The organism is Inquilinus limosus, assembly GCF_051487185.1.
GTDB classification, from domain to species: Bacteria; Pseudomonadota; Alphaproteobacteria; order DSM-16000; family Inquilinaceae; genus Inquilinus; species Inquilinus limosus_F.
In genome coordinates, this window is sequence record NZ_JAHVDK010000005.1 from 77,011 (window position 1) to 99,449 (window position 22,439).

Annotated in this window: 18 protein-coding genes; 12 read left to right on the forward strand and 6 right to left on the reverse strand. The window is 69.7% G+C overall.

Going from position 1 to position 22,439, the window contains the following annotated elements:
- Nucleotides 1-212 precede the first annotated feature (212 nt).
- The gene (locus KXR53_RS07305) at nt 213-833 is read right to left on the reverse strand and encodes a LysE family translocator (RefSeq protein WP_437374445.1); all 621 of its coding nucleotides are present in this window, start codon (nt 831-833) and stop codon (nt 213-215) included.
- Between the two features lie 246 nt (nt 834-1,079).
- On the opposite strand from KXR53_RS07305, the gene KXR53_RS07310 reads away from it, so the two are divergent.
- Together KXR53_RS07310 and KXR53_RS07315 are read left to right on the forward strand one after the other, a co-directional pair.
- Nucleotides 1,080-3,989, forward strand: coding sequence for a DUF4781 domain-containing protein (locus tag KXR53_RS07310; protein ID WP_437374446.1), 2,910 nt, complete (start codon nt 1,080-1,082; stop codon nt 3,987-3,989).
- Nucleotides 3,990-4,102: 113 nt separating this feature from the next.
- Nucleotides 4,103-5,761, forward strand: a complete 1,659-nt coding sequence (locus KXR53_RS07315) for an NAD+ synthase (protein WP_437374447.1) — start codon at nt 4,103-4,105, stop codon at nt 5,759-5,761.
- A gap of 54 nt (nt 5,762-5,815) precedes the next feature.
- Here the strand turns inward: KXR53_RS07315 and KXR53_RS07320 are convergent, their stop codons facing one another.
- A complete protein-coding gene (locus KXR53_RS07320; RefSeq protein WP_437374448.1) occupies nt 5,816-6,148 on the reverse strand; it encodes a four-helix bundle copper-binding protein in 333 nt (110 codons plus the stop codon).
- 618 nt (nt 6,149-6,766) lie between these two features.
- Nucleotides 6,767-8,185, reverse strand: a complete 1,419-nt coding sequence (locus KXR53_RS07325; protein ID WP_437374449.1) for an FAD-binding oxidoreductase — start codon at nt 8,183-8,185, stop codon at nt 6,767-6,769.
- 105 nt (nt 8,186-8,290) lie between these two features.
- Here KXR53_RS07325 and KXR53_RS07330 point away from each other — a divergent pair, with 105 nt between their 5' ends.
- The 7 genes from KXR53_RS07330 (at nt 8,291) to KXR53_RS07360 (ending at nt 15,387) form a co-directional block, all read left to right on the forward strand.
- The gene (locus KXR53_RS07330; protein ID WP_437374450.1) at nt 8,291-8,989 is read left to right on the forward strand and encodes a winged helix-turn-helix transcriptional regulator; all 699 of its coding nucleotides are present in this window, start codon (nt 8,291-8,293) and stop codon (nt 8,987-8,989) included.
- Between the two features lie 166 nt (nt 8,990-9,155).
- A complete protein-coding gene (locus KXR53_RS07335; RefSeq protein WP_437374451.1) occupies nt 9,156-10,013 on the forward strand; it encodes a hypothetical protein in 858 nt (285 codons plus the stop codon).
- A 350-nt stretch (nt 10,014-10,363) separates the two neighbouring features.
- Nucleotides 10,364-13,006: an alanine--tRNA ligase gene (gene alaS, locus KXR53_RS07340; RefSeq protein WP_437374452.1), complete on the forward strand. Its 2,643-nt coding sequence runs from the start codon at nt 10,364-10,366 to the stop codon at nt 13,004-13,006.
- Between the two features lie 112 nt (nt 13,007-13,118).
- The gene (locus tag KXR53_RS07345; protein ID WP_437374453.1) at nt 13,119-13,574 is read left to right on the forward strand and encodes a GcrA family cell cycle regulator; all 456 of its coding nucleotides are present in this window, start codon (nt 13,119-13,121) and stop codon (nt 13,572-13,574) included.
- A gap of 81 nt (nt 13,575-13,655) precedes the next feature.
- Nucleotides 13,656-14,186, forward strand: a complete 531-nt coding sequence (locus KXR53_RS07350; RefSeq protein ID WP_437374454.1) for a hypothetical protein — start codon at nt 13,656-13,658, stop codon at nt 14,184-14,186.
- Nucleotides 14,187-14,256: 70 nt separating this feature from the next.
- A complete protein-coding gene (locus KXR53_RS07355; protein ID WP_437374455.1) occupies nt 14,257-14,793 on the forward strand; it encodes a hypothetical protein in 537 nt (178 codons plus the stop codon).
- 63 nt (nt 14,794-14,856) lie between these two features.
- Nucleotides 14,857-15,387 (forward strand): hypothetical protein, encoded by a 531-nt coding sequence (locus tag KXR53_RS07360; protein WP_437374456.1) that lies wholly within the window; start codon nt 14,857-14,859, stop codon nt 15,385-15,387.
- A gap of 67 nt (nt 15,388-15,454) precedes the next feature.
- Here the strand turns inward: KXR53_RS07360 and KXR53_RS07365 are convergent, their stop codons facing one another.
- Together KXR53_RS07365 and KXR53_RS07370 are read right to left on the reverse strand one after the other, a co-directional pair.
- Nucleotides 15,455-16,669, reverse strand: a complete 1,215-nt coding sequence (locus KXR53_RS07365; protein ID WP_437374457.1) for an NADP-dependent isocitrate dehydrogenase — start codon at nt 16,667-16,669, stop codon at nt 15,455-15,457.
- 98 nt (nt 16,670-16,767) lie between these two features.
- Entirely contained in the window at nt 16,768-17,352 is a 585-nt protein-coding gene (locus KXR53_RS07370) for a TIGR00730 family Rossman fold protein (protein ID WP_437374458.1), read from the reverse strand.
- A gap of 162 nt (nt 17,353-17,514) precedes the next feature.
- Between KXR53_RS07370 and KXR53_RS07375 the strand changes: the two genes are divergently transcribed.
- On the forward strand, nt 17,515-18,897 hold the full coding sequence (locus KXR53_RS07375) for a LysM peptidoglycan-binding domain-containing protein (RefSeq protein WP_437374459.1): 1,383 nt from the start codon (nt 17,515-17,517) through the stop codon (nt 18,895-18,897).
- 150 nt (nt 18,898-19,047) lie between these two features.
- Here the strand turns inward: KXR53_RS07375 and KXR53_RS07380 are convergent, their stop codons facing one another.
- Nucleotides 19,048-20,424 carry a formimidoylglutamate deiminase gene (locus KXR53_RS07380; RefSeq protein WP_437374460.1) on the reverse strand — a complete coding sequence of 459 codons (1,377 nt, stop codon included), beginning with the start codon at nt 20,422-20,424 and terminating at the stop codon, nt 19,048-19,050.
- Nucleotides 20,425-20,491: 67 nt separating this feature from the next.
- On the opposite strand from KXR53_RS07380, the gene hutI reads away from it, so the two are divergent.
- Nucleotides 20,492-21,703 (forward strand): imidazolonepropionase, encoded by a 1,212-nt coding sequence (gene hutI / locus KXR53_RS07385; protein ID WP_437374461.1) that lies wholly within the window; start codon nt 20,492-20,494, stop codon nt 21,701-21,703.
- Nucleotides 21,704-21,823: 120 nt separating this feature from the next.
- Nucleotides 21,824-22,351: a lytic transglycosylase domain-containing protein gene (locus KXR53_RS07390; RefSeq protein WP_437374462.1), complete on the forward strand. Its 528-nt coding sequence runs from the start codon at nt 21,824-21,826 to the stop codon at nt 22,349-22,351.
- Nucleotides 22,352-22,439 lie beyond the last annotated feature (88 nt).

Genomic DNA, 22,439 nt, shown 5'->3' on the forward strand with positions numbered 1-22,439 from the left:
GACGGGAGTTTCAGGCGAAAGAGACAGGGAAACAAGGGCTTCCGTCCGATTTTTACGACGGACGGGCCAGAGCCCGTCCAAGAATGCGCTGGAGCGAGTCGGCTGGCGGTGATTTTGAGAACCGGAGCGCAGCGGACATGAAGGTCCGTGAGCACCGGAAGCGGAAAGATCGCCGTCAGACGGCCGCTCCAGTAGCGTTATCGGACGGGCTCTCAGCCCTGCAGCATGGAAGCCCCCATGCCGACCAGGGCGCCGCCGAACAGCCGGTTGCACAACCGGGCACGGCTCGGCTCCTGCAGCCAGCGCCGCAGCGCATGGGCGGCGACGGCGTTCAGTAGGATGCCGAGGAAGCTGATCGCGGTGAAGCTGGCGGCCAGCAGCGACAGTTGCGGCGTCGCCGGCAGGGCGGGGTCGATGAATTGCGGGAAGAAGGCCGGGAAGAACAGCAGCGTCTTCGGATTGGTGGCCGAGATCAGAAAGCCCTTCCAGAACCGCGCCCCGACCGGGACGGCGCCGCCCGCCTCGATCGCCATGCCGCCGCGGGCGCGCCACTGCTGGACGCCGAGATAGACGAGATAGAAGGCGCCGGCCCAGCGCAGGAGATCGAACCACTGGCCCAGCAGCGCCAGGAACGAGCCGATGCCGACCACGGCCAGCGCCGCCTGGATGGCGATCGCCAGGGTCGCGCCCGCCACCGTCGTCACCGCGCGCACCCAGCCCAGCGTCAGCGCATGCGACAGCGCCAGGATGTTCACCGGCCCGGGCGTGACGCCGAGGATCAGCGCGGTGACGAGGAAGGTGCCGTACAGGTGCCAGTTCATGACCCAGGTCATGGCGCAATCTCGGGGAGCCGGGTCGCGGCCGGGCGGCCGTCCCCGGGCTGCCTCGGCGAGTCTGATAATATTGTTACGTCACGTAACATAATTGCCCGGCCGGCGAGGCCTGCCGTGGCGGGAGGGGAGGCATGCGAATTTGCATGGGAGAACGGGTTTCAGCCCTTCGCATTTGGCATGCCTCTGCCTAGGAACTTCTTCCGAGGCATTGCGTTTCGGCCATCAATGTCTTTCCGGGGGAAAAGGATGAGCCTGGCGCCGTTGCGTCGCGGGGAGTGGGAGCGGACGCCGCAGCTACGCGGCAATGGGGAGGTGGCATTCGCCTCCGCGGTGAGCCGGGCGAAATCGGAGAAGCCCGTACCGGCGGTGCGGGCGCGGGAGATCGACGAATGGGTCCGGGACAAGGTCAAGGACCACACGTTGCGCTTCTGGATGGATGACGGGGCCGAGACGGCGGCGAAGGCGCTGCGGGGCGACGGCGAGCTCGGCAGCCTGACGGCGGCGGAGCAGGCGCGGCTGGTCGACCGGGTGCTGCGCAAATGGCAGGGCGACGGCGCCGCCTCGGCGTCGGACCTGGCCAAGCGGGTGCTCGGCAACCAGGACCTGGCCCGGCTGGTGGCGGAGCGGCTGGTCGTGCGCTCGGTCGAGCTGCAGTCCGGCCACCGTGGCGACGAGAAGCTGGATCCCGAGCTGATGAGCGCCCGGTCCTACGCTGAGGCGGCGGTGCTGGCGCTGGGCTACGACCCGGAGCGGCCGGATTTCACGGCGGGGCTGGACGCGGCCAGGCTGCAGGATCTGGTCGGGTCGCTGTCCCAGGACCAGGCCTCGGCCTTCGCGGCGATGCTGGCGCATCAGCCGCGGGCGCTGGCCTCGGCGGTGTCGGCGGTGGCCAAGAGGACGGACAGCGATGCACCGGCGGGGGAGGCGCGGGATGCCTTCGCCTTGAGCGCCTTCGCCCTGGCGCGGGAGCAGACCTATTTCGAGGCGCCGGGGCTGGCGCGGGACATGGGGCAGGTGCTCGCCGCCGCGCTCGGCCAGCCGTCGGAAGGCAGGCGGCTGGGCGACATCCTAGCGACGCCGGAAGGCCGCAAGCTGCTGGTGGAGCAGCTGCCCTTCCCGCAAGAGGGCAAGACCACGCCGGAGGCGCGGGGCCGGATGCTGGCGCTGGTGCTGCAGCAGCGCGGGATCACGGCGGAGGTGCTGCAGCGGTCGCCAGGCGGCGACCCGTGGGCGTCGCCTTCGGTGGCCAAGCCGATGGCGCAGGCGGCGGCGGATCAGGCGCTCGCCGTCGGCCAGGGCCACGGCATGGAGCTGGCCGGGGCGGAGACGCTGGAGAGCCGCGTCGCCCGGGCGATGGGGCTGGAGCGCAAGGGCGAGGACGGCAGGACGATCGACCGCATCGCCTCGGCGATCCGGGAGCAGGGCGGCGCCGACGCGAAGGTGACGGTGCTGCCGGTGCAGTTCTCCAGCACCGAGACCGGCGCGGTGACGCTGCCGCTGTTCCGGGTGGAGGGCAAGGACGGGTCGGTGCGCTTCGTCGACAACCAGGGCGGCGGCTATGCCGATTTCGCGACCTGGACGCGGGAGAACCGACTGCCGCCGGGGGCCATGACCTATCCGCGGGACGGCGAGCTGCGCGGCCGGGACGGGCATGCGGTGCTGGACAGCGGCGCCACGCCGCGGACGCCGGACAGCGTCGGCGAGCATGTCGAGCAAGCGCTGGACAAGGCGGCACTGTTCGGCGGCGTTCTGGCCGGCGGGGCGATGGTGTTCGGCTCGGGCGGGACGGCGGCGCCGGCGGTGGCGGCGGGGGCCGGGGCGTGGTTCGCCTGGCGCGGCGGCCGGGAGCTGGGGGCGCTGGAGGAGCGGGGCCTCGACCAATGGGACAATCCCGAATACCGGATGGCGCTGTTCAACACCGCAGCGGGCGGGGCCAGCGTTCTGCCCTTCGGCCGTCTGGCCTATCTGGCGCAGACCGGCAGGGCGGCGGAGGCCAGCCGGCTCTGGAGCGGCCTGAACGGCGCGGCGGTCGCGGCGGACGGCGGCGCTGCAGCCAACACCGGCTACACCCTGGCGGCGGACTGGAACGATCTCACTCCCGGCCAGCGCCTGGAGATGGGCCTCGGCATCGCCCTCTGGGGCGGCCTGACGCTGGCGGTCGGCCGGTCAGACCGGAAGTCGGCCGACCGGACCGTCGACGCTGAAGAGGGGCCGCAGATTCCTCTCGATCCCGTGTCTCCGTTGCCGCAGCGCCAGACCTGGGAAGCCAAGGCGACCAAGGAACTGCAGAGCCTGACGCAGGTGGGGATCGAGGATCTCCACTTCGTCGAGATTCGGCGCGTGAACCGGAACGGCGAGGGCGTGCTCGCCGACGGGACGGCCGTGTCGCCGCATGAGCAGGTGATCCGGATGGATAATGAGGGCCGCGAGGACCGGCCGATCGTCCTCCACATGTCCGATGCCTCGGCCGGGAACCGGCGCTTTGCGCAAAGCCTCGCCGACGTGGCCCGGGCCCCGGTCTATCTGCAACGAGAGGCGGGAGGCTGGAGGGCGCTTCAGCCCGCCGGGTCGCCGCAGAACTGGAAGGTCGAGGTGCAGGAGCGGACGCTCTATCGGGTGGAGCCGGACGGCACCCGCCACCGGATCGACTCTTTGGAGGATCAGCTCGGGCTGCGGCTCGGGGCCGGCCTTTCCAAGACGGCCTTCTCCCTCGGCGACAAGGCGGTCGTCGTGATCCGCGACGGCGACCTCCTTCCCGGCTTCAAGGAGGTGGCGATGCTCAACCGGCTGGAGGAGGCGGGGCTGCCGGTCGCCCGGCCGCTGGCGCTGACGCGGGTGGACGGCCGTCCCGCGCTGCTGGTCGACCGCTATGTCGCCAACAGCAAGGACATGCTCGACCGCCCCGGCGGCGACGAGGTCGTTGACACCTCCCGCCTGAACGAGAACAGCCTCGCGAGCCTGCAGCGGATCAAGGCGACAATGCTGGCGCAGAAGATCGACATCAAGGATCTCCAGTTCCTGATGAAGGAGGATGGCAGCTTCGTCGTCGCCGACCCGCAGGAGGTCTATTTCGGGTACGAGCCGTCCAGGAAACGCACCGCGGTCCTCGACAGGTTCATCGATGCGGCTGAGGCGAAGCTCGGCCGTCGGGGGTAGGGGTGTCGCGCACCGCTTGATTTTCTCAATCTGAGAATTAATTTGGCGGCAGCACCTTCAAGCCGGCCGATCCGGCTGCTAGGGTGCCCCGACCGTCATCCGTGGACTCCGTCATGACCGACCGTCTCGTCATCGCCCTCGCCCAACTGAACCCGACGCTCGGCGACGTGCGCGGCAACATCGACAAGCTGCGCCACGCCCGCGACGAGGCGCGGCAGGCTGGCGCCGACCTGCTCGTGGGCAGCGAGCTGGTGGTCAGCGGCTATCCGCCCGAGGACCTGGTGATGAAGCCCTTCTTCCTCGACGCGGTGGAGGAGGGGGTGCGCGCGCTGGCGGCGGAGACCACCGAAGGGCCGGCGCTTCTGATCGGCTCGCCCTGGCGCGATGGCGGCAAGGTCTACAACGCCGTGCTGCTGCTGGACGGCGGCAAGGTCGCGGCGACGCGGTTCAAGCACGACCTGCCGAATTACGGCGTGTTCGACGAGAAGCGGGTCTTCGCCGCCGGGCCGATGCCGGGGCCGATCCCGTTCCGCGGCGTGCGCCTCGGCGTGCCGATCTGCGAGGACATCTGGACCGGCGACGTGGTCGAATGCCTGCAGGAGACCGGGGCGGAGCTGCTGCTGGTGCCGAACGGCAGCCCCTACGAGGCCGGCAAGGCCGAGCAGCGGCTGCAGATCGTGCTGAACCGGGTGACCGAAAGTGGCCTGGCCATGGCCTATCTCAACCAGGTCGGCGGCCAGGACGAGCTGGTGTTCGACGGCGCCTCCTTCGTCATCGGCCGCAACGGTGCGCTGCGCCGCCAACTGCCCTCCTTCCGCGAGCACATCGCGATCACCGAATGGGTGCGCGGGCCGGAGGGCTGGGACTGCGTCGAGGGCGAGCGTATCGCCCCGCCGGAGGGCGTCGAGGCGATCTACGGCGCGATGATGCTCGGCCTCAGAGATTACGTGAACAAGAACCGCTTTCCTGGTGTTTTGATTGGACTTTCTGGCGGAATCGATAGCGCGCTCTCGGCCGCGGTGGCGGTCGATGCGCTGGGCGCCGACCGGGTCCATTGCGTGATGCTGCCCTCGCCCTACACCAGCCGCGACAGCCTGGAGGATGCCGAGGCCTGCGCCCGGGCCCTGGGCGTGCGCCTCGACAGCATCTCGATCGAGCCGGCGATGCGGGCCTTCGGCACCATGCTGGCGCCGCTGTTCGAGGGCACCACGCCGGATATCACCGAGGAGAACATCCAGTCCCGCGCCCGCGGCATCACCCTGATGGCGCTGTCGAACAAGTTCGGCAAGATGGTGCTGACCACCGGCAACAAGTCGGAGATGTCGGTCGGCTACGCCACGCTGTACGGCGACATGTGCGGCGGCTATTCGGTGCTGAAGGACGTCTACAAGACCACGGTCTACGAGGCGTCGCGCTGGCGCAACCAAGTGCATCCGGACGGCGCGATGGGCCCGGCCGGCCGGGTGATCCCGGAACGGATCATCACCAAGGCGCCGACGGCGGAGCTGAAGCCGAACCAGACCGACCAGGACACGCTGCCGCCCTATGACGAGCTCGACGACATCCTGAACTGCCTGGTGGAGGAGGAGCTGGGCGTCGACGAGATCGTCGCCCGCGGCCACGACCGGGCGACGGTGGCGCGGGTGTGGCGCCTGCTCGACCGCGCCGAATACAAGCGCCGCCAAGCCCCGCCGGGCGTCAAGCTGACCCGCCGCAACTTCGGCCGCGACCGGCGCTACCCGATCACCAACTCGACGATCAGCCTGATCTGATGAGCATCACGTACGTTGGGTTCGCGTGCCGCGAACCCAACGTACGAACTGCAGTCAGGCCGCCATCTTCCGGCACGACGCCGCACAGCGGCGGCAGGCGTCGACGCAGTCCTGCATGTCGCCGATCCGCTCGCAGTCAGTGGCGCAGGCCTCGCAGATCTCCGCGCAGGCGCTGCAGACGCGGCGGTGGTGCTCGGTTCCGGTCAGCATGACGTGGGCCGCCGCGCGGCAGAGCTCCGCGCAGGCGGTGATCAGCCGGAAATGGGCGGGCTCGACATGCTTTCCGCCGGCTTCGAGGCAATGCAGCATCGAAGTCGACAGGCAGATCTGATAGCACCGGGTGCATTCATCGATGCAGGACCGGATGTCGGTGGACAGCTGGTGCATGAGAAAGCTCCGTGTCTGGGGTTCCGCCGCGGCCGGCCCTGCGCAGCGTCACGATACGGCAAGCCGGTCGCGGCGGCCGGAAGGGTGGGATCGAAGGCTGAGGCAGCCTCGGTCTCTCAGTACCGTGGAGGAGGAGTCGGCTTGTCCAGGTCGATGCCCGCCCCGGCCGTGACGAGAGGATAGGGCAGAGCCATGCTCGCACTGGCCGGCGGACCCATCGCCGGGGCGCTGGCCGGCAAGGCCGGGACGCACATCATCCCGCAGCATGGCGCCTGGTGGCGGCCGGGATGATGATCGGCGGCCTCGGGGCCGTGGGCTCCGCCGCCGTCACGCAGGACTCGCCGCCGGACCGGACTTCGGCCGCGAGCGTCGCCGCGGGGCTCAGGCCGAACGCCAGGGACGCGGCCAGGGACAAGGCCGCGACCAGTCGGCGCAACAGGACTCCGGCGGAAGGTCGCACGGCGGTCTCGCCAGTCGGTTCCCATCGGACAACAGGACGATCGGACAATCGGTTCAGTGCTCAGGTGGGGTTCGCGGGAGGCGAACCCGACATTCCGTTGCCCTGCGGCATCGATGGTGTTGGGGTCGCGTGCCACGTCCCCAACCTACGACCTGCGATCAGGCCGCCGGGCGGATGTTCTGGTTGTGGTGGAAGACGTTGTCGGGGTCGTACGTGGTCTTCACGTCCACCAGCCGGCCGTAGACGGAGTCGCCGTACGCCTCGCGGACCCGGCCCGGGTCTTCGTCGCCGCCGAGGAAATTGACGTAGACGCCTTCGCGGAAGCGGCCAAGGGCGGCGAGGAACCCCCTCGTCCAGGCCGTCTCTCGGTCGCCGAAGTCCTCGCCGGGCCGCCACGCAGCGTGGACGATGATCGCGTGCGACGCATGCCGGTTCCCGAACGCCGTCGCGCCCTCGGCCACTCGGCTCACCGCCCCCTTCAGATGGAACATTGCCACATACGACCGTGGCGACGAGCAGGAGAACGCGTGCCCGGCGATCACGTCGATGAGATCATCGCGGAGCGCGGGGAGGTGGGTGGCCTTCCAGTAGTAGTTCCAACCGTGGATGACGGTCGAGTCGAGCGCGCTCTGGAACACCACGTACGGCTTGGGCCCGGCCAGGTCGAGGAGGGGAGTCCGAAATGCGCGGAGCGGGCGGAGCGCCTTCTCACCGTCCTCGATCGGCCCGGCGTAGCACGCGCCCACCATCACCACCGGGCGCCAGTGCAGTTCCTCGGGGATGACCGATAGAGGCGGCGCGGTGCAGAATTTTACGACCGTGCCGAGCTCGTCGGGAGCGTCGCGGATGAAATCGCGGTAGAAACGGAGGACCTCCCCGGTGTCGCTCGCGTCCCAGAGGATGGGCCCGGCCAGAACGGTGGGCCCGACGGGGTGGAGGCGGAACTCGAACGAGGTGACCACGCCGAAGTTGCCGCCGCCGCCGCGCAACGCCCAGAACAGGTCGGGGTGCTCGTCCTCGGACGCCCGCAGCCGCTCGCCGTCGGCCGTCACGACGTCGACGGCGAGGAGGTTGTCGACCGCGAGGCCATGCTTGCGCATCAGCCAGCCGATGCCCCCGCCGAGGGTGAGCCCGGCGACTCCGGTATGGCTCACGATTCCGCCGGTGGTGGCCAGGCCGTGCGCCTGCGTCTCGCGGTCGACGTCGCCCCACAGCGCACCACCCTGCACCCAGGCCCTGCGGTCGGCGGGATCGACCCGCACGCCCCGCATCGCCGAGAGGTCGATGACGATCCCGTCGTCGCAGACGGCGGTGCCCGCCACGCTGTGGCCCCCGCCCCGTATGGCGATCTCCAGATCGTGGTCGCGGGCGAAGCGCACGGCCGCGACCACGTCGGCGGTCCCGATGCATCGGGCGATCAGGCGCGGGCGCCGGTCGATGGCACCGTTCCAGACTGCACGGGCGATGTCGTAGTCGGCGTGGTCGGCACTGATCAGCCGGCCTCGGAACCCGTCGATCTCCGCGACGGTTGGCTCCCTGCTCCCGCGGCCGACTTCCGCGGTCGTCGGCGTCGTCATCGTGGCCTCCTCTGTCAGGAGGCCACATCCGACCACCGCGGACCATGGCCGTAAAGTCACGAATCTGGACTTCACGGCCGACGGCGGGTGTAGGACACTGGCCTGGTGAGGACGTATGGCCAGTACTGCCCGATCGCCCGCGGCGCCGAGATCTTCGCCGAGCGCTGGACACCGCTGATCATCCGCAACCTGTACCTTGGCTGTGGAAGCTTCAGCGAGATCCTGGAGGGCGCGCCCGGCCTCTCGCGTACCCTGCTCTCACAGCGGCTCAAGCAGCTCGAACGGGTCGGTGTCGTCGAGGCGGCTCCCAAGGCCGACGGGCGCGGGCACCATTACGAGCTCACATCCGCGGGCCACGACCTCTTCACGGTCTGCCAATCGCTCGGCGAGTGGGGGGCGCATTGGCTCGAGATCGCCCCCGAGCACCTCGACCCCTTTGTGGCCCTGTGGTCGATGTGCAACGCGCTCCGCCGAGACCGGCTCCCGGATCGACGCGTCGTCATCCGCTTCGACTTCACCGGCCGCCCGCGCCGTGAGCGTTATTGGCTGCTCATCGAACTCGGAGACACCGAGATCTGCAAGACGTGTCCCGGCCTCGACGAGGACCTCTGGGTAACGGCGGAAGCCGAAGCCTTCGTCAAATGGCACGCCGGCCAGCTCACCTGGACCCAAGCCACCCGCGAGGACCGTATCCAACTCGAGGGCGACCCGTCGCTCATAAGAGCCTTCCCGACCTGGAACGCCCGCAGCATGTTCGCCCATATCAGGCCGGTCTCCCGCACCGCCACGAGCCCCGCAGGCTGAGATCCTGGAGGCGGCCTCCCACGCGGCACCGCACCGCCGTCGGGGCAGTCTCCATAGTCCATCCCGACCGCCCGTCGTCGGGGACGCCACCGCGCGTCCGGGGAATGCAGCCAGTGAACACAATGTTCATTGCGTCAATCGGCGATTGCTGTTCATGATATGTTCCATGAGGGAATTGCCGTCCGATCTCGATATCCAGGCGTATTGCCGCGGCCTCGCGCTGCAGCAGGTCGAGATGCTCACGCGCCTGTCCGAGATCGGCATGCGGCTGGCCGAAGGTGCCGGCGCCCGCGCCCTCGCCGCCCAGGCTGCGAAGGCGGACCCCAAGGCGGACGAGGCCGAGGCTCAGCCGGCCCGGACCGACGATCCCGGCCTGGACTTCGCCCGCTACGCCCATCTGGTGCGCCAGACCCTGGCCCAGCGCGCCCGCGCCGCCCGCGACCTCTGCGCCGAAGACCGCGCCCGCACCGCCGAGCGCGAGGCCGGCCGCCCGGCCCGCCGCGACCGCCACCGCGACGAGGTCGAGCAGGTCCTGAAATGCATGATCTGGGACGAGGTCGAGGATCTCGACCGYTGCGAGGCCCTGTCCGACGAGCTCGCGGAGCGGRTCGAGSAYCTCTACGAGGACGAGGCGGYCCGGGTCGAGGACCGGCCGSTCGGCGCGGTGATGRCCGGGCTGGCCTGCGGCCTCGGCCTGTCGGAGGAGTGGTCCCGCTGGGGCGCCCTCGGCTGGCCGGCCACGCCGCGCCCGGCCAAGCCGGCCGGCGGCCCGGCCGCGATCGAGGCCGAGCGGGCCCGGCGCCGGGATGCGCTCGCCGCCGCCATGGACCGGGCCTTCGCCGAGGTTCGCGATCAGACCCGGGTGCCGGGGCTCCGGGCCGGGCTCGCGGTCCGGCTGCAGGAGCCGGACGTGATCGAATGGCTCGACACCGAGACCACCGCCACCACGGCCGACCGCCTCTGCCGCTCCCTCGGTCTCGGCCTCTATGTCGACGACCCGAAGGCCGCACCGGACACCGGGTGACGGATGGATGGATGCGCAGGTTTGGTTCGCCCCGGAGCGAGCCCGACATTCGCCGCCGTGCCAACCCGAGCGACCGAATTCGCACCCGCGCTGAAAGGCCGGCCCGGCCCCGCGCGACCTAAATGATCTTGGTACTTGCAATAATCTTGTTTTGGAAAAGATATCAGTGTATTAAAGCAGAGACCTGAGTTGTTGGATGAGGATATCTCGAGTCTGACGACGGCCGGGAGGGTTTTTGCCATGCGCCTTCCTGGACAGCGGTCGCCCCGGCGCGCTACAAGCGTCGGCTCGGCCGTCCGGTTCCCCGGGGCCGCATCCGCCCAAGACAGTCCAGGCCGACCCCACCCGCGATGCAGACCGTCAACGACATCCGTTCCACCTTCCTCGACTTCTTCGGCGAGAACGGCCACGAGGTGGTGGCGTCCAGCCCGCTGGTGCCGCGGAACGACCCGACGCTGCTGTTCACCAATGCCGGCATGGTGCAGTTCAAGAACGTCTTCACCGGCATGGAGACGCGGCCTTATCAGCGGGCGGCCACGGCGCAGAAATGCGTCCGCGCCGGCGGCAAGCACAACGATCTCGAGAATGTCGGCTACACCGCCCGGCACCACACCTTCTTCGAGATGCTGGGGAACTTCTCCTTCGGCGACTATTTCAAGGAGCGGGCGATCGATCTGGCCTGGAGCCTGATCACCAGGGAATTCGGCCTGCCCAAGGACAAGCTGCTGGCTACGGTGTTCCACACCGACGACGAGGCGGCGGGGCTGTGGCGCCGCATCGCCGGGCTGCCGGAGGAGCGGATCATCCGCATCCCGACCTCGGACAATTTCTGGGCGATGGGCGACACCGGCCCCTGCGGGCCGTGCTCGGAGATCTTCTACGACCATGGCCCCGGCATCGCCGGCGGCCCGCCGGGCAGCCCGGACGAGGACGGCGACCGGTTCATCGAGATCTGGAACCTCGTCTTCATGCAGTACGAGCAGGTCACCAAGGAGACGCGGGTCGACCTGCCGCGCCCCTCGATCGACACCGGCATGGGGCTCGAGCGCATCGCCGCCGTGCTGCAGGGCCAGCACGACAACTACGACATCGACCTGATGCGGGCCCTGATCGAGGCCTCGGCCGATGCCACCAACAGCGACCCGGATGGCCCGCACAAGATCAGCCACCGGGTGATCGCCGACCATCTGCGCGCCACCTCCTTCCTGATGGCCGACGGCGTCATGCCGTCGAACGAGGGCCGCGGCTACGTGCTGCGCCGGATCATGCGCCGGGCCATGCGCCACGCCCATCTGATCGGCGCGCGCGACCCGGTGATGTACCGGCTGGTGCCGGCCCTCGTGCGCCAGATGGGCACCGCCTATCCCGAGCTGGCCCGGGCCGAGGCGCTGATCACCGAGACGCTGAAGCTGGAGGAGTCCCGCTTCAAGCAGACCCTCGACCGCGGCCTGCGCCTCCTGGAGGAGGAGACCGGCCGGCTCGGCTCCGGCCAGGCGCTGCCGGGCGAGGTGGCGTTCAAGCTGTACGACACCTACGGCTTCCCGCTCGACCTGACTCAGGACGTGCTGCGCGGCCAGGGCCGCACGGTCGACACCGCCGGCTTCGAGACGGCGATGGAGCGGCAGCGCGCCGAGGCCCGGAAGAACTGGGCCGGCTCCGGCGAGGCAGCCACCGGCGCCTTGTGGTTCGAGTTGAAGGAAAAACTCGAACCCACTGAATTTCTTGGTTATGAGACCGAGGTGGCCGAGGGCGTCGTCACCGCGCTGGTGGTCGATGGCCAGGTCGTGGACCAGGCCGGGCCGGGCAGCGAGGTCGTGGTCGTGGTCAACCAGACCCCGTTCTACGCCGAGAGCGGCGGCCAGATGGGCGATGCCGGCGTCATCACCGCGCCCGGCGGCGTCACCGTCGCGGTGCGCGACACGCAGAAGCAGGCCGGCGTGCTGTGGGCCCATATCGGCACGGTCGAGGCCGGCACGCTCAAGGTCGGCGAGGCGGTCGAGCTCAAGGTCGACCATGCCCGCCGCGGCGCGCTGCGGGCCAACCACTCGGCCACCCACCTGCTGCACGCGGCGCTGCGCCGGCGGCTGGGCGAGCACGTCACCCAGAAGGGCTCGCTGGTGGCGCCGGAGCGGCTGCGCTTCGACATCAGCCAGCCGCGGCCGCTGACGCCGGAGGACATCGCCGCGGTCGAGGCCGAGGTCAACGCCCGGATCCGCGAGAACGCCGAGGTCACCACCCGGCTGATGACGCCGGAGGACGCGATCGCCGCCGGCGCCATGGCGCTGTTCGGCGAGAAATACGGCGACACGGTGCGCGTCGTCGGCATGGGTCAGGACGGCAACAAGGTCTATTCGCAGGAGCTGTGCGGCGGCACCCATGTCGCTCGCACCGGTGACATCGGCGCCTTCAAGCTGGTCTCCGAGGGCGCCGTCGCGGCCGGCATCCGCCGGATTGAGGCGGTGACCGGCGAGGGGGCCACGGCCTATGCTGCCCATCGCGACGGGCTGCTGGTCGAGGCCGCGGCCGCGCTGAAGGTGACGCCGGAGGAGCTGCCGGCGCGCCTCGCCGCGCTGGTCGAGGAGCGGCGGCGGCTCGAGCGCGAAGTCTCCGACCTGCGCCGCAAGCTGGCGACGGCGGGCTCCGGCGGGGCCGCGCCCGAGGTCAGGGAGATCGGCGGGGTCAAGTTCACCGGCCGGATCGTCGACGACCTGCCGGCGCGCGAGCTGAAGCCGATGGCCGACGCGCTGAAGAAGCAGATCGGCTCCGGCGTGATCGCGCTGATCGGCCGGGCCGACGGCAAGCTGTCGGTCTGCATCGGCGTGACCGAGGATCTGACCGCGCGGTTCGACGCGGTGGCGCTGGTGCGCGCCGCGGCCGAAGCGGCGGGAGGCAAGGGCGGTGGGGGTCGCCCGGACATGGCGCAGGCGGGCGGGCCGGATGCGGCCCGCGCCGACCAGGCACTCGCAGCGGTCGAGGCGGCGCTCGCCGCCTGACCGGAGGGGTTTGAAAGGATCTGTCGTGGCTGTCCCGGATGTGGTAGCGTCCGAGGACGAAGCCGCAATATGTAGTACGCGCATCCAATGCGCGTGATCTTGGGAGAAGCGGATGTCTTGGACCGAAGAACGAGTGGCGCAGCTGCGCCAGCTCTGGGGAAACGGGAAGAGTGCCAGCGAGATCGCCGAGATCCTGGGGGGCGTCTCTCGCAACGCGGTGATCGGCAAGGCCCATCGGCTGGAGCTGTCGGGCCGGCCCTCGCCGATCAAGCGCAAGGAGGGCGAGGAGGAGGAGGAGGCGGTCGCTGTCGCCGCCGAAGCTGCTCCGCCGGCGGTGCAGAAGGTCCCGGCCAAGCCGGAGCCGGAGCGGAAGTCGGGCGGCGCCACCATCCTCAACCTGACCGAGCGGATGTGCAAATGGCCGATCGGCGATCCGCGCGACAAGGATTTCCATTTCTGCGGCAAGGCCTCGCACGGCAACCTGCCGTACTGCGCCGAGCACGCCGCGATCGCCTACCAGCCGCCCGGCAAGCGGCGCGACGAGGATCGCGCCATCCTGCGGGCGTGAGTTGCCGGTGATTTGACGAATTTTCTCGCCAATCGACCGCAGCTCCGGCATTAATTCCTCCCGGATATTCCGGGGGATTTAATGAACCGAGGCATTTTATCCTGCGCCGCCGGGCTGCTCGCCCTGGCGGCGTTTTATTTGCCGGCGCGGGCGGAGCAATCGCGGATCACCTTCACCTCAGGCCCGTTTGCCGGGACGACCGCCGAGGAGGTTGAGCGTCAGGAGAACGGCGAACTCGCGACGCCTGGAATTGAGGCTTCGGAGGCCGTGCTGTTCCGGGCCCGTGGCATGGTCGCTCGGGTCAGGTGGTGGCGTTGGAACGGCTATTACAGCTGGTGGGATGCCACGTTGAACGAACAGATCGCAAACCTCCAAAGAAGGTTCAAGCCCACAGGGGTCGCGATCATCGGCAGTGATCGGATCGCGATCCAAGGATTTGACGGTCAGTTCCGAAGCCTCGATCTCACCGGCACGCCCCTCCGATGCGGCGTCTTCAAGCTCCGCCGCGGCGAGGACCACATCGTCGGCGTCGCTTGCCGTCCGGATGGCCAGGCGATGCCGGTCTCTGCGCTCGTTCGGGGGCTCTCGATCGAGGGCGTGATCGGTCCTTGAAGCCGGGCCAGACGGGCGGAGCCGTTCGCCCAGACGGCCCGCAACGGTTCAAACATGGGCGGAGGGGATCATGTTCGATCGAATGATGCGGTGTGCCGCGGGCGTGATCGCCGCGGCCATGTTTTCGTGGCCGGCGCTGGCCGAGGAGTCTCCCATCAGCTTCGTCTCGGGGCCGCTGCAAGGCGCCGCGGCGGAGAACGTCAAGCACAAGGAGGAGACGCTCGCCCACTCCGCCTTCGGGGCGGTGAAGACCGACACGGCGGTGTTCAAGTCCGGCCCGATGCTGGCCTATGTCGACTGGTCGCGCCTGGGCGGCCACTACCGGTGGCAGGACGACAACATCGTCGCCAGCCTGTCGGACAGCGTGAAGGAGATCTTCGAGGCCACCGGCTTCACCATCCTGGAGAGCGACCGGATCACGGTGAACGGCTACCTCGCCCAGTACCGGAAGATCAGCCTGATCGGCATCGATCGCCGCTGCGGCGTCTTCGCGCTGATGCGCAGGAACCACCTGATCTCGGGCTTCGCCTGCGCGCCGTTCACCCGCCCGTTCACGGTCCAGGAGGTGATGGCGGGAATCTCGATCAACGGCGTGATCGGACCCTGAACGGCCGGTTCGACCAGAAAACAAGCGGAATCGTCCGCCGAACGCATCCAGTGGAGGGGGATCATGTTCTATCGCATGATGCGGTGTTTCGTGGGGATTCTTGTGCTCGTCGCGATGTGCCGGCCGGCCCTGGCCGAAGACTCACCGATCCGGTTCGTCTCAGGGCCGCTCGCCGGGGTTGCGGCCGAGAATCCGAAGCATATCGAGGTCCAGGCGGCCGACGGGGGCGGGATCATCCGGGCGGACTCGGCAACCTTCTCGACGCGGGATCTGCTCGCCTATGTCGAGTGGTCGCGGCTGCCCGGAGGCTATAGCTGGCGCGACACCGACCGCCTTCCCAGCCTCTCCGAGATGGCTCAGCGCGTGTTCAAGGCGAGCGGGTTTACGGTGGTGCGCGGAGACCAGACGAGCGTGAACGGATACCGCATGCGGTACCGGATCATCAGACTGACCGGCTCCGGCGAGAGCTGCGGCGCCTTCGACCTGCAGCGCCGCAGCCACCTCATCGAGGGCGTGGTCTGCAGGGCGAGCGGGGAGGTGCCGTTGATGACGGTGATCGAGGGGCTGTCGATCGACAACGTGATCGGCCCCTGATCCGGGACCCAAAGGAGAAAGGCCGGCGCGAGCCGGCCTTTCGGCGTTTCGGCTGGGCGCCCGGGCGTCAGCCCATCGACGCCTGCAGGTTCTGGTCCAGCTTGTCCAGGAACTGCTGGGTGGTCATCCAGGGCTGGTCCGGCCCGATCAGGATGGCAAGGTCCTTGGTCATGTGGCCGGCCTCGACCGTCTCGACGCAGACCTTCTCCAGCGTCTGGGCGAAGCGCAGCAGCTCCGGCGTCTCGTCGAAGCGGGCGCGGTAGGTCAGGCCCTGGGTCCAGGCGAAGATCGAGGCGATCGGGTTGGTCGAGGTGGCGCGGCCCTTCTGGTGCTCGCGGTAGTGGCGGGTCACGGTGCCGTGCGCCGCCTCGGCCTCCACTGTCTTGCCGTCCGGCGTCAGCAGCACCGAGGTCATCAGGCCGAGCGAGCCGAAGCCCTGGGCCACCGAATCCGACTGCACGTCGCCATCGTAGTTCTTGCAGGCCCAGACGAAGCCGCCTTCCCACTTCAGTGCCGAGGCGACCATGTCGTCGATCAGCCGGTGCTCATAGGTCAGGCCTGCCTTCTCGAACCGCTCCTTGAACTCGGTCTCGTACACCTCCTGGAAGATGTCCTTGAACCGGCCGTCATAGCCCTTGAGGATGGTGTTCTTGGTCGACAGATAGACCGGCATGCCGCGCAGCAGGCCGTAGTTCAGCGACGACTGGGCGAAGCCGCGGATGGAATCGTCCAGGTTGTACATGCTCAGCGCGACGCCCGAGCCCGGGAACTTGAACACCTCCAGCTCGATCGGCTGGCCGCCGTCGGCCGGGGTGTAGGTCATGGTCAGGGTGCCGGGGCCGGGCACCTTCAAGTCGGTGGCGCGGTACTGGTCGCCGAAGGCATGACGGCCGACCACGATCGGCTTGCGCCAGCCGGGCACCAGGCGTGGCACGTTGTGGCAGATGATCGGCTCGCGGAAGATGGTGCCGCCGACGATGTTGCGGATCGTGCCGTTCGGCGACTTCCACATCTTCTTGAGGTTGAACTCCTTCACCCGCGCCTCGTCCGGGGTGATGGTGGCGCATTTCACGCCGACGCCGTACTGCTTGATCGCCTCGGCCGCATCGATCGTGACTTGGTCGTCGGTCTGGTCGCGGTGCTCGATCCCGAGATCGTAGTAGCGCAGATCGATGTCGAGATACGGCAGGATCAGCTTGTCCTTGATGAACTGCCAGATGATGCGCGTCATCTCGTCGCCGTCGAGCTCGACGACCGGGGTCTTGACCTTGATCTTGGCCATGTCGGGATCTTTCCGCTTCGGACAGGAATGGCCGGGCTTATAGCATCCGGCCGCCAGGGGTGAAAGCGACGGCGAAAGGCACGGGGCTCAGCCGCGAGCTACACCCATTTGTCGCTGGCGCGGCCCGCGATCGGCTGCGGCGCGGCGATGGCGCCGAACACCTCCTCGACGGTCTCGACCACCTGGAACAGGTCGCGGTGCTCCTTCCGGCAGAAGCCCTGGGCGACCATGTGGTCGACGAGGCGCAGGAACGGGCGCCAGTAGCCGTCGATGTCGACGAAGACGATCGGCTTGTCGTGCAGCTTCAGCTGCCGCCAGGTCAGCATCTCGAAGGTCTCGTCCAGCGTGCCCAGGCCGCCCGGCAGCACGATGAAGGCGTCGGACCGGTCGAACATCATCCGCTTGCGGGTGTGCATGCTGTCGACGACGTGGAGCTCGGTCAGCCCGGTGTGCTCGACCTCCAGCGCCTGGATGTGCTCCGGGATGATGCCGACCACCCGGCCACCGGCGCCCAGCGCGGCGTCGGCGACGATGCCCATCAGCCCGACCCGGCCGCCGCCATAGACCAGCTGCAGGCCGCGGGCGGCGATCAGGGCGCCGAGGCGCGCGGCGGCGGTCTTGTAGCGTTCGTCGACGCGGGAGGAGGAGCCGCAATAGACGCAGAGGGAACGGATATCGGCCATGATCGCACGGAGGTGTCGGGTACGAGGCCGGCTGAACCGGCGCGCGACATTAGGAAGGGATCGCCGCCGGGGCAAGTTTCGATGCGGCCGGACCAGCGGTTTGTTGCGAGTCGGTGACGGCGCGGATAATTTGACGCGAATAATATCGGGGCGGTTCTGGCGTTGAACAAACTCTTGCTGATCGGCGGCGTTGCGGTCGCTGTGCTCGCGGCCATCCTCGCCGTGGTCGAATTCACCGGGCCGCCCCGCCAGGATGCGACGCCGCCGAGCGCGGCCCCGACCCCGACCCCGACCACATCGGTTCCGCCGCCTGCGGCGACGCCACCCGCCCCGGCACCGTCCGCCGCGCAGAGGGAAACGGTCGCGCCTGGCGGTATGCCTTCGGCCGTCGGCAAGGCTCCGGCCCCGGCCGGGACGCCGCCGGCCGCCGCTGCATCGCCGGCGCCCGTCTTGCCGGAGGCGCGCGGTCTGGATGCGGGTTGGGGACGCGCAACCGCGCCTGCCGCGACGGCCCCCGCCGCACCACCGCAGGCCTCGGCCCCGGATGCCGCTGCACCGCCGCAGCCACAGACCTCGGCCCGGCTGTCGACCGCACCGGTTCCGGCGCCGGACACCTCGGCGTCGCGGCAGCCGCCGGCCTCCGCTCAACCCTCCGCCGGCGCGGCGGGGGCCGGCAGCCAAGCCGCGCTGAGCTTCGACGCGATCCGGGTGAGCCCCGATGGCGGCGTCACCATCGCCGGGCGCGGCCCGGCCGGGGCCCGGATCCTGCTGATGGACGGCGACCGGCAGATCGGATCGGTCCAGGCGGACAGCTCCGGCGGCTGGGTGTTCATGTCGGACGGGCCGATCGCGGCCGGCGATCATCAGCTCTCGCTGCGCCTGGCCGATGGCGGCGCGGCCTCCGCCGAGGTGGCGACGGTGGTGGTGCCGGAGCGCGGCCGCGACATCGCCGGCCGGCCGACGACCGGCAGCGGCGGCAGCGCGCTGGTGCTGCTGACGCCGCAGCAGGGGCAGGGGGCCTCCACCGTGCTGCAGGCGCCGGCCGCTGGGGCGCCCTCGGCCGCGCCGGGCCAGGCCGGCGCGGCTCTGTCCATCGATGTCATCGACTATGGCGAGGGCGGCGCCGTCATCGTCAGCGGCCGCGGCCAGGCCGGCGCCGGCATCCGGCTCTATCTCAACAACCGGCCGATCGGCGAGGGCCGCATCGATGCTCGCGGGCTGTTCCGTATCCAGGCGGAGAGGGCGATCGCGCCGGGCGTCTACCGTCTGCGGGCCGATCAGCTCGACGCCGCCGGCAAGGTGACCGCGCGCGCCGAGACCCCGTTCCAGCGGGCGGCGCCGGCGGAGATCGCGGTGGCCGAGGGACGGGTCGTGGTCCAGCCCGGCAACAGCCTGTGGCGGATCGCCCGCCGGTTCTATGGAGATGGGCTGCGCTACACCGTGATCTACCAGGCCAATCAGCAGCAGATCCGCGACCCCGACCTGATCTATCCCGGGCAGGTCTTCACGGTGCCGGCGGGCCCGGCCGCGGCGGTTCCCGGCTGACGGCGAAGATCGGTCCGGCGTGACGTACGTCACAGCAGGCCGGTGGAGATCGGGCTAGATTGAGGACAGCTCGATAGCGTCTCCCGCTCGAGTTAGCCTCCCTGTTCACCTCGCGGGCCCCGGTTCTCCAGGGCCCGCTTTCTTTGTCCGTCAGGCCAGGAGGGCCGCCATCACCGCCCGGTAGCGCGCCGCCACCGCGGCCTCTTCGGCATGACGGCCGTCCCGCACGCGCCAGCGGCCGCCGGCCATGACGTGGCGGATCGGCGAGGCGTTGCCGGCGAAGACGAGGCTGTCGAGCAGGGCGTCGCCGCGGCGGCCGACCAGCGCCGGATGATCCGGATCCAGCACGACGAGATCGGCCCGGGCCGCGGCCTCGATCCGCCCCGAGACGCGGCCGACCGCCCGGGCGCCGCCGTCGATCGCGGCCAAGAACAGCGTTGCGCCGACTGAAGGCCGGCCCGGCGCTGCACCGATGCCGCGCCTCCGGTACGCGAGGCGCTGGCCGTATTCCAGCCAGCGCAGCTCCTCGATCACGGAGACCGAGATGTGGCTGTCCGAACCGATGCCGAGCCGGCCGCTGGCGGCGAGATAGGGGACGAGGGGGAAAAGCCCGTCGCCGAGATTGGCCTCGGTGGTCGGGCACAGCCCGGCGACCGCGCCGCTGGCGGCCAGGGCCGTGGTCTCCGCCTCGGTCAGATGGGTGGAATGGACCAGGCACCAGCGACCGTCGACCGGGGCGTGGCCGAGCAGCCATTCGACCGGCCGGGCGCCGCTCCAGGCCAGGCACTGCTCGACTTCCTTCACCTGCTCGGCGATGTGGATGTGGATCGGCGCCGCCGGATCGGCCGCCCGGATCCCGTCCGCGACCGCCGCCAGCATCTCCGGCGTGACCGCGCGCAGCGAATGCGGGGCGATGCCGATGCGCACATCCGGGTCGCCGGTATGGTCGGCGCGCAGCCGGGCGGCGATGTCGAGGATGCCGTCGACATCGTTGAGGAAGCGACGTTGCCCCTCGCCGGCGGCCTGCCCGCCGAAGCCGCCGGTGGCATAGAGGACCGGAAGATGGGCGATGCCGATGCCCACGGCCTTGGCCGCCGCGATCACCCGGCGTGACAGCTCCGCCCGATCCGCATAGGGGGTGCCGTCCGGCTGGTGGTGCAGGTAGTGGAACTCGGCGACGCTGGTGTAGCCGGCCTTCAGCATCTCGACATAGAGCTGGGCGGCGATCGCCTCGACCTGCTCGGACGCCAGCACGCGGACGAAGCGGTACATCTGCTCGCGCCAGCTCCAGAAATCGTCGCCGGGACCCGAGGCGGTCTCGGCCAGGCCGGCCATGGCGCGCTGGAAGGCGTGGCTGTGCAGATTGGCCATGCCGGGCAGGACGATGCCGGCGACCGCTTCGGCGTCGTCGCGCTCGGCCCCGGCCGCGACGCTGGCGATGTCGCCTCGGGCATCGACCTCGATCAGCACGTCGTCGGCCCAGCCATCGGCCAGAAGGGCGGTCTCGGCGAAATAGCGCGTGGTCAAGGGCGGCATCCCGTGAGATGAAACGCTGTGCGGCAGCATAGGCGCGGTTCGGCGAAGGGAAAGAGGCATGTGGGATCGGCTGTGGATCAACGCCCGGCTGGCGACCATGGACGGCGACGGCTACGGCGCCATCCCGGAAGGCGCGATCGCGACCGAGGGCGACCGCATCGCCTGGGTCGGGCGGCAGGCGGACCTGCCAGGCGCGCCCGATCGTCTGGCCGCGGCGGTGGAGGATGCGGCCGGCGCCTGGGTCACGCCCGGGCTGATCGACTGCCACACCCATCTGGTCCATGGCGGCGACCGGGCCCGCGAATTCGCGATGCGGCTGCACGGCGCCAGCTATGAGGAGATCGCGCGCGCCGGCGGCGGCATCGTCTCGACCGTCGCCGCCACCCGCGCGGCCGGCGAGGAGGAGTTGCTGGCCTCGGCCCGGCGGCGGCTCGACAAGCTGGCGGCCGAGGGCGTCACCACCGTCGAGATCAAGTCCGGCTACGGGCTTGACCTCGCGACCGAGGCGAAGATGCTGCGCGTCGCCGGCCGGCTGGGGCGGGAGGCCGGCATCCGCATCCGGCGCAGCTTCCTTGGCGCCCATGCGGTGCCGCCGGAGGAACGCGACCATCCCGACCGCTACGTCGACCGGGTGGTCGAGGAGATGCTGCCGGCGATCGCCCGTGACGGCCTGGCCGACGCGGTCGACGCCTTCGGCGAAAAGATCGCCTTCTCGCCGGCGCAGGTCGAGCGCGTGTTCCGCGCCGCCCGGGATCTCGGCCTGCCGGTGAAGCTGCACGCCGACCAGCTGTCCGACCAGGACGGCGCCGCGCTGGCCGCCCGCTTCGCGGCGCTGTCGGCCGACCATCTCGAATACACCAGCGAATCGGGGGCGAAGGAGATGGGCCGGGCCGGCACCGTGGCGGTGCTGCTGCCCGGCGCCTTCTACTTCCTGCGCGAGACGCAGGTGCCGCCGGTGGCGGCGTTCCGGCGACACGGCGTGCCGATGGCGCTGGCCACCGACAACAATCCCGGCACCTCGCCCGCGACCTCGCTGCTGCTGATGCTGAACATGGGCTGCACCCTGTTCCGCCTGACGCCGGAGGAGGCGCTGGCCGGCATCACCCGCAACGCCGCGCGGGCGCTAGGCCTGGCCGATGAATGCGGCCGGCTGGCGCCCGGCCTCGCGGCCGATCTGGTGTTCTGGGATATCGCCGATCCGGCCGAGCTGTCCTACCGCATCGCCTACACCCCGTGCCGCATGATCGTCCGCGCCGGCCGGCCGGTCTGAAGTCCTGGCTATTCACCGGCTATTCAGTCGAGTCGGCGCGTTGTGCTAGAAGCATCGCATCGAGTGGCGGGGAAGCCGGTTGCGTTGGTGAGGGGATTCGGTCGGATCGCGGGGCTCGCGATGCTCCTGCTCGGCCTGGCCGCAGTGGCCGCGCCGGCGCGGGCGCAGGAGAGCTGCACGCCTTATATCCTGGCGATGGAGGGGGCCTTCGGCATCCCGCGCGGCATGCTGCTGGCGATCGCGCAGACCGAATCGGGCGGCAAGGGCGATCCCTATCCCTGGGCCCTGAACATCGGCGGGACGCCGATGTTCCCGAGCAGCCTGGCCGCCATGAAGGCCGCGATCGAGGACAATGGCGGCGGCGACAGCCCCAACATCGACGTCGGCTGCATGCAGATTTCGCTGCGCTATCACAAGCAGACGCTGCCCGACTACACGCTGATCTTTCAGCCGCAATACAATGTGATCTACGGGGCGTATTTCCTGAGGCGATTGTTCAACCAGTACGGAAACTGGCTCGAGGCGATCGCGCATTATCATTCGGGCGATCCGGATAGGCAGTTCGCCTATGCCTGCCGGGTGCTGCAGCGGCTGAAGAAGATTCGCGGCCAGGGCGACGGGCCGATTGAAGCCTGTGCATCAGGGTGAGGGGACAAGAGTTTGATTCGGGTTTTCTTTGCCGGCCAGATCGTTCAGAAGATGAAACATTGGGGGCGTTGGCTCGATCAGCGCCGTG